We start from the raw sequence: 7,454 nt of genomic DNA, 5'->3' as shown, positions 1-7,454 counted from the left end.
GCCGAGACCCTCGGCCTGCGCCTCCTCGACGTCCCGCTGCCCCTGCCCCCGCTGACCATCGGCATGGCCTGGCACCCCCGCCACGCGGCCGACGGCGCCCAACGCTGGCTCCGCGACGCGGTCCGCAGGGTCCTGCGCGACGGATTAGACCCAGGTGTCCAGCCACATCCGGGAGCGCCAGGAGTCGATGGGGATCGCCTGGCCCGTGTAGATCGGCCAGAAGTAGATGAAGTTCCATGCGATCAGGAGGATCAGGACTCCTGAGGCCGCCGCGCCGACGACCCGGCGGCGTTCCGTGGAGCCGGGCGGGCCCAGGATCGCGCCGACCGTCATCGCCACCGCCAGGCACAGGAAGGGGAGGAAGACGACCGCGTAGAAGAAGAAGATCGTGCGTTCCTGGTAGAGGAACCACGGGAGGTAGCCCGCCGCGATGCCGCAGGCGATCGCGCCCGCCCGCCAGTCCCGGCGGAAGAGCCAGCGCCACAGGACGTACAGGACCGCGAAGGCCGCCGCCCACCACAGGAGCGGGGTGCCGAGGGCCAGGACCTCGCGGGCGCACTTCTCGCCCGCGTCCGTCGGGCAGCCGTCCTTGCCGGGCAGCGGCGACTCGTAGAAGTACGAGACCGGGCGGCCCGTGACGATCCAGCTCCACGGGTTCGACTGGTACGTGTGCGGCGAGTGCAGGCCGACGTGGAAGTCGTACACCTGCGTCTCGTAGTGCCACAGGCTGCGCCACCAGTCCGGGAACAGCCAGGACCAGTCGCTGGTGCGGCCGTCCGCCGTGGCCCAGTCGCGGTAGTAGCCGCCCTTGCCGTCGGTGCCCGACAGGAACCAGCCCGTCCACGAGAGGAGGTACGTGACCACCGCCACCGGGACCGTGGACAGGAACGCCCAGCCGACGTCGTGCCTCAGGACCGCCAGGTGGGGGCGGCGGGCGCCCGCGACACGGCGTGCGCCGACGTCCCACAGGACCGTCATCAGGCCGAACGCGACCAGCACGTACAGGCCGTTCCACTTGGTGCCGATGGCCAGGCCCAGCATCAGGCCGGCCGCCAGGCGCCAGGGGCGCAGGCCCAGCCGGGCCGTCGCGGCGACGTGCGCGTCCGGGCGCACGATCCCGTCCGCGTCCACCGGGAGGGCCGCGGCCAGCCGTTCCCTGGCCTTGTCGCGGTCGATGAGCAGGCAGCCGAAGGCCGCGAGCACGAAGAACATCAGCACCTGGTCGAGCAGCGCGGTGCGGCTCATCACGAAGTGCAGGCCGTCCACGGCCATCAGCGCGCCCGCCAGGCATCCGAGGAACGTCGAGCGGAACAGGCGGCGGCCGATGCGGCACAGCATCAGCACCGACAGCGTGCCGAGCAGCGCCGTCATGAACCGCCAGCCGAACGGCGTGAACCCGAACAGCCACTCGCCGAGCCCGATGACGTACTTGCCGACCGGCGGGTGCACGACGTAGGCGGCGTCCGTCGGGATCTTGACGTTCCCGCCGTTCTGCAGGATCAGGTCGTTGGCGTTCTTGGCCCAGTTGACCTCGTATCCGCGGTGGATGAGCGCCCAGGCGTCCTTGGCGTAGTACGTCTCGTCGAATATCACCGCCTTCGGGCTGCCCAGGTTCCAGAACCGCATCAGGCCCGCCAGCAGCGTGATGAGCAGCGGGCCGCCCCACGCCGACCGGCGGACGAGGCGTTCGGCGGCCTCCTGGCGGAGTCCGACCGCGGCCCACAGACGCGGGCCGGGCTCGGTGTACGCGGGCACGAGGCGGTCGCGGACGTCGTCTCTCGGCCCGGCCGTGTAGCCGAACCTGCGCAGCCGCTGCTGCCACGACGGCCGCTGCTCTTCGACGCCCTGTCCCTGCCGGGTGTCCGTGGAGGACGCGGTACTTGTCACCGCGCCATCGTAGGGAACAGGTCTGTGTGAGTCCCGCGGGCCGCCCCTGCGAGGATGGAACCGTGACAGGAACCCTCGTACTCGCAGGAACGCCCATCGGGGACATCGCGGACGCACCGCCCCGGCTGGCGGCGGAGCTGGCGGGGGCCGACGTCATCGCCGCCGAGGACACCCGCAGGCTGCGGCGGCTGACCCAGGCGCTGGACGTCCAGCCCACCGGACGGGTCGTCTCCTACTTCGAGGGCAACGAGTCGGCGCGCACCCCCGAACTGGTCGAGGCGCTGGCCGGCGGCGCGCGCGTGCTGCTCGTGACGGACGCCGGGATGCCGTCCGTGTCCGACCCCGGCTACCGGCTGGTCGCCGCCGCCGTGGAGAAGGACATCAAGGTCACAGCCGTGCCGGGGCCCTCCGCCGTGCTCACCGCGCTCGCGCTGTCCGGGCTGCCCGTCGACCGGTTCTGCTTCGAGGGGTTCCTGCCGCGCAAGGCCGGCGAGCGGCTGTCGCGGCTGCGGGAGGTCGCGGCCGAGCGGCGCACGCTCGTGTACTTCGAGGCGCCGCACCGGCTCGACGACACGCTCGCCGCGATGGCCGAGGTGTTCGGGACGGAGCGGCGCGCCGCCGTCTGCCGCGAACTGACCAAGACGTACGAGGAGGTCAAACGCGGGCCGCTCGGGGAGCTGGCCGCCTGGGCCGCCGAGGGCGTACGCGGGGAGATCACCGTCGTGGTCGAGGGCGCCCCGGAGAAGACCGAGGTGCTCGACGCCGAAGAGCTGGTGCGCAGGGTGCGGGTGCGCGAGGAGGCGGGGGAGCGGCGCAAGGAGGCGATCGCCGCGGTCGCCGCCGACGCGGGGGTGCCCAAGCGCGAGGTCTTCGACGCGGTCGTCGCGGCCAAGAACGCCGCCCGCACGGCTCCCTGAGCGACGCCGCACGGCCCCCCGAGCAGGGCGCCGTGCAGGCTCCTGAGCAGGCGCGTAGAGGGGGCGCACGCTTTCACGGGGGAGCGCACGGGCCCATGGACGGGCAAAGGACGCTTCGGAAAAGCAAAGCCCGGACCGGGTATCCGGCGCCGTCCGACAAGGAACGGCCAAGACGGCTCCAACACTCGACAGGAGGGGTGCGCTCGCGTCGGCGCGGGCGTCCACTGGAGGAGGACACACACACGTCCTCGTCCAGCGGACAGAAGGAGCTGGCATGAGTGAGATCGCAGGGCAGCCCGGTCGGACCACCGGCGCACCCGCACCCCGCATCACGGCCACCGGTACCGCCGCCGGCACCGTCCACGAGTCGTATTCCTTCGCCTGCATGCGCTGCGGGCACGGCTGGGAGCAGTCGTACGAGATAGAGCACCACTTCGACGCCGAGGGAGCGGAGTTCGTGACGTACGTGGCCGACGGCCTGGTCGTGCCGTCGCCACTGAGCCGGCCCAGCTGCGTGAACTGCGACGGCCACCTCCTGCGCATCATGCGGGCCGGCCAGGTCTCCTCGGCGCAGGGCCCGATGCGCCGCACGCTGTCCGTACCGCCGATGAAGCGCGCGACGGCCACCCCGTCCGCCCCAGCCGCTGCGACCACCCCAGCCACTCCGGCCACCGCGCCCGCCGAAGCGCCCGGCGCGGCACAGCCGGCGGCGCCGAAGGTCCGCCACCACTGGCACCTGTCCGACCTGCTGCACCCGTTCCACCACCGCAAGGCGGTCTGAGACCGGGGCGTTCCGGCCCGCCCCGGCCCTCTCCGTAGGATCGGGGCATGCCTTCCCACGCCGAAGCCCCGCCGCCACCGGAACCCCTGCGGGTTCCGGTGGCCGACTCGCACACCCACCTCGACATGCAGACCGGCACGGTCGAGGAGGGTCTCGCCAAGGCCGCGTCGGTCGGCGTGACGACGGTCGTGCAGGTGGGCTGCGACCTCGCGGGCTCGCGCTGGGCCGCCGAGACGGCCGCCGCGCACGACGCCGTCCACGCCACCGTCGCACTCCACCCGAACGAGGCCCCGCGCATCGTGCACGGTGACCCCGACGGATGGTCCCGGCAGGGAGCCCGGCAGGCCGGTGGCGACGGCGCGCTGGACGAGGCGCTGGCCGAGATCGACCGGCTCGCCGCCCTGCCCCAGGTCAAGGGCGTCGGCGAGACCGGACTCGACCACTTCCGCACCGGCCCCGAGGGCAAGGACGCCCAGGAGCGGTCCTTCCGCGCCCACATCGAGATCGCCAAGCGGCACGGGAAGACGCTGGTCATCCACGACCGGGACGCCCACGCGGACGTGCTGCGCATCCTGAAGGAGGAGGGCGCGCCCGAGCGGACCGTCTTCCACTGCTACTCCGGGGACGCGGCGATGGCGGAGGTCTGCGCCCGCGCCGGCTACTACATGTCGTTCGCCGGCAACATGACCTTCAAGAACGCGCAGCCGCTGCGGGACGCCCTGGCCGTGGCGCCGCTCGAACTCGTCCTCGTCGAGACCGACGCGCCGTTCCTGACGCCGGTGCCGTACCGCGGACGGCCCAACGCCCCGTATCTCATTCCGGTCACGGTCCGCGCCATGGCCGCCGTACGCGGCCTGGACGAGGACGCGCTGGCGACGGCCCTCTCGGCGAACACGGCCCGCGCGTTCGATTACTGACGCATAACGGGCGGCGCGCTCCCGGACCCCGGCCGGGGACGCCCGGACACGCAGCGTGGCCGTGGCGCTTTGGAGAGTGACGGACGCTCCGCTAGGTTCTGGCCGTCCACCGGCCTCCTGGAGCGTGCCGTCGTGAGCAGTTCGCAGTACGAGACGTATGGCCCGGGCCATCCCGCTCACCCGGATCACCCCTACCCGGAGCCGTACGCGTACGGCTCCCCGGACACGTACGGTTACCCGGACACGTACCTGCCCGCGTACGCCCACGCGTCCTGGCCGTCCGACGCGGCGACGCTCCCGCGGCAGGCCGTGCCCCTCGCGCCGACCGCCGATATGCCGTCGCCCGCGGACCCGTCAACCGACCCGTCCGCCGACCCCTTCGCCGGCCCGTCCGTGCCCGGCGGGCGGGCCGAGGCGCGGCGGGCCGCGCGGCGGCGCCGGACCGCGGAGCGCCCCGACGTGCGCAAGCTGCTGCCGCAGGCACTGGTCGTGGCCTTCCTCGCGGGCGGTACCTCCGCCTTCGTCGCCGACGACAAGGCGGTCGAGCTGACCGTCGACGGCAGGCCGCGCACCCTGCACACCTTCGCGGACGACGTGGGCGAACTGCTCGCCGACGAAGGGGTCCGGGTGGGCGCCCACGACGTGGTGTCCCCAACCCCCGGCACCGCCCTGGACAGCGGCGAGGAGGTCGCCGTGCGGTACGGGCGGCCTGTGCGGCTCACCCTCGACGGGCAGCGCAGCACCGTGTGGACGACGGCGCGGACCGTGGAGGAGGCGCTGCGCGAGTTCGGGGTGCGCGCGGAGGGGGCGTACCTGTCGGTGCCGCGCGGCCGGCCGATCGGACGGGCGGGACTCGCGCTGGACGTCCGTACCGAACGGGCCGTGACGGTCATGGCGGACGGGCGGGCGCGGACGATCCGCACGAACGCGGCGACCGCCGGCGAGACCGTGGAGGAGGCCGGGATCACCCTGCGCGGGCAGGACGCCCTGTCCGTGCCGGCCGGGAGCTTCCCGCGCGACGGGCAGACTGTGACCGTCATGCGGATCACCGGCACCAAGGAGGTCCGCGAGGAGTCGATCGCCTTCGAGGTGCGCCGGACGCCGGATCCCGGGCTGTTCCGGGGCACCGAGGTCGTGGAGCGGGCCGGGGAGCCGGGGCTGCGGCGCGTCACGTACGCCCTGCGGACCGTCAACGGGGTGCGGCAGAAGCCGCGGCGGCTGCGGGACGAGGTGGTGCGCGAGCCGCGTACGCAGGTGGTGAAGGTGGGGACGAAGCCGCTGCCGATGTCCGTGCGGGGGGCGGACCACCTGAACTGGCAGGGGCTCGCCCACTGCGAGTCCGGCGGGCGGCCGGCGGCGGTGGACCCTTCCGGGACGTACGGCGGGCTGTACCAGTTCGACACGCGGACGTGGCAGAGCCTCGGGGGGTCGGGGCGGCCGCAGGAGGCGTCCGCGGCGGAGCAGACTTTCCGGGCGAAGAGGCTTTATGTGCGGCGGGGGGCCAGTCCGTGGCCGCACTGTGGAAGTCGGCTTCAGGGGTGAGATTCCCTGCGGGGTTCGTCCGCGGGTCCGGTGGGGGCTGGTCGCGCCCCGCGGCGGAGCCGCAAATGTCGCAGCCCCGCGCCCCTCAGGAGCCAGGCTGCGCCCCTGCTCCTGAGGGGATGAGAGCCCCCGTACCCTTGGGGCGTGACCAGCCCCACCTCCGACGCCCTCCTGGGTCCCGCCGACGTCCGCGAGCTCGCGGACGTGCTCGGCGTGCGGCCCACCAAGCAGCGCGGTCAGAACTTCGTCATCGACGCCAACACCGTGCGGCGCATCGTCCGGACCGCCGACGTCCGGTCCGACGACGTGGTCGTCGAGGTCGGACCGGGCCTCGGGTCGCTGACCCTCGGCCTCCTGGAGGCGGCCGATCGCGTCGTCGCCGTCGAGATCGACGACGCCCTCGCGGGCGCGCTGCCCGCCACGATCGCCGCCCGGATGCCGGAGCGCGCCGAGCGCTTCTCGCTCGTCCACGAGGACGCCATGCGGGTGACCGACCTGCCGGGTCCCGCGCCGACGGCCCTCGTCGCGAACCTCCCCTACAACGTCGCCGTCCCGGTGCTGCTGCACATGCTCGACACCTTCCCCACCATCGAGCGCACGCTCGTGATGGTGCAGGCGGAGGTCGCCGACCGGCTGGCCGCGCCGCCCGGCTCGAAGGTCTACGGCGTGCCCTCCGTGAAGGCGAACTGGCACGCCGAGGTCAAGCGGGCCGGCTCGATCGGCCGCAACGTCTTCTGGCCCGCGCCGAACGTCGACAGCGGGCTCGTCTCGCTGGTCCGCCGTACGGAGCCGGTGCGGACGACCGCCGCACAGAGCGAGGTGTTCGCCGTCGTGGACGCCGCCTTCGCGCAGCGCCGCAAGACCCTGCGGGCCGCGCTGGCCGGCTGGGCCGGTTCGGCGCCGGCCGCCGAGGCCGCGCTGGTCGCCGCGGGCGTCTCGCCGCAGGCGCGCGGCGAGTCCCTGACGGTGGAGGAGTTCGCACGGATCGCGGAGAACAAGCAGTGAGCCGGGTCGCGAGCACGCAGGGAAGCGTGACGGTACGGGTTCCCGCCAAGGTCAACGTGCAGCTCGCGGTGGGCGGCGCGCGGCCCGACGGGTTCCACGACCTCGCCAACGTCTTCCTCGCGGTCGGGCTGTACGACGAGGTGACGGTGGCCCCGGCCGACTCCCTGCGGGTGACCTGCGAGGGGCCCGACGCGGCCCGGGTGCCCCTGGACCGTACGAACCTGGCGGCCAGGGCCGTGGAGAAGCTCGCCGAGAGGTACGGGCGGCGGGCCGACGTCCACGTCCACATCGCCAAGGACATCCCCGTCGCCGGGGGCATGGCGGGCGGCTCCGCCGACGGGGCGGGCGCGCTGGTCGCCGCCGACGCCCTCTGGGGTACGCGGGCTCCGCGCGAGGAACTCCTGG

At 73.6% G+C, this 7,454-nt stretch carries 7 protein-coding genes and 1 pseudogene; 7 read left to right on the top strand and 1 reads right to left on the bottom strand.

The features are described from left to right. A pseudogene (locus tag FGF04_RS41350) lies at positions 1-264 on the top strand (hypothetical protein); the annotation flags it as partial. On the opposite strand, the gene FGF04_RS29410 reads toward FGF04_RS41350, so the two are convergent. Next, positions 145-1,887 carry a dolichyl-phosphate-mannose--protein mannosyltransferase gene (locus FGF04_RS29410; protein WP_149514320.1) on the bottom strand — a complete coding sequence of 581 codons (1,743 nt, stop codon included), beginning with the start codon at positions 1,885-1,887 and terminating at the stop codon, positions 145-147. The pseudogene FGF04_RS41350 and the gene FGF04_RS29410 sit on opposite strands and share 120 nt — an antisense overlap. Positions 1,888-1,949: 62 nt before the next feature. Between FGF04_RS29410 and rsmI the strand changes: the two genes are divergently transcribed. The 6 genes from rsmI to FGF04_RS29380 all read left to right on the top strand — a co-directional run. After that, a complete protein-coding gene (rsmI, locus tag FGF04_RS29405; protein ID WP_149514319.1) occupies positions 1,950-2,804 on the top strand; it encodes a 16S rRNA (cytidine(1402)-2'-O)-methyltransferase in 855 nt (284 codons plus the stop codon). A 274-nt stretch (positions 2,805-3,078) separates the two neighbouring features. Next, positions 3,079-3,585 (top strand): hypothetical protein, encoded by a 507-nt coding sequence (locus tag FGF04_RS29400; protein WP_235882551.1) that lies wholly within the window; start codon positions 3,079-3,081, stop codon positions 3,583-3,585. A 47-nt stretch (positions 3,586-3,632) separates the two neighbouring features. Then, a complete protein-coding gene (locus tag FGF04_RS29395; protein WP_149514318.1) occupies positions 3,633-4,502 on the top strand; it encodes a TatD family hydrolase in 870 nt (289 codons plus the stop codon). Positions 4,503-4,634: 132 nt separating this feature from the next. Beyond that, positions 4,635-6,044 (top strand): ubiquitin-like domain-containing protein, encoded by a 1,410-nt coding sequence (locus FGF04_RS29390; RefSeq protein WP_328596416.1) that lies wholly within the window; start codon positions 4,635-4,637, stop codon positions 6,042-6,044. A 144-nt stretch (positions 6,045-6,188) separates the two neighbouring features. Continuing rightward, on the top strand, positions 6,189-7,049 hold the full coding sequence (rsmA, locus tag FGF04_RS29385; protein WP_149514316.1) for a 16S rRNA (adenine(1518)-N(6)/adenine(1519)-N(6))-dimethyltransferase RsmA: 861 nt from the start codon (positions 6,189-6,191) through the stop codon (positions 7,047-7,049). Then, positions 7,046-7,454 (top strand): GHMP family kinase ATP-binding protein (locus FGF04_RS29380; protein ID WP_456340033.1); only part of this gene is annotated, 409 nt, incomplete at its 3' end. The genes rsmA and FGF04_RS29380, both read left to right, overlap by 4 nt.

Origin of the sequence: Streptomyces apricus (assembly GCF_008369065.1) — a bacterium.
Classification (GTDB): domain Bacteria; phylum Actinomycetota; class Actinomycetes; order Streptomycetales; family Streptomycetaceae; genus Streptomyces; species Streptomyces apricus.
Note: the sequence above shows the minus strand (reverse complement) of the source record. Positions and strands in the feature narration are given on the sequence as shown.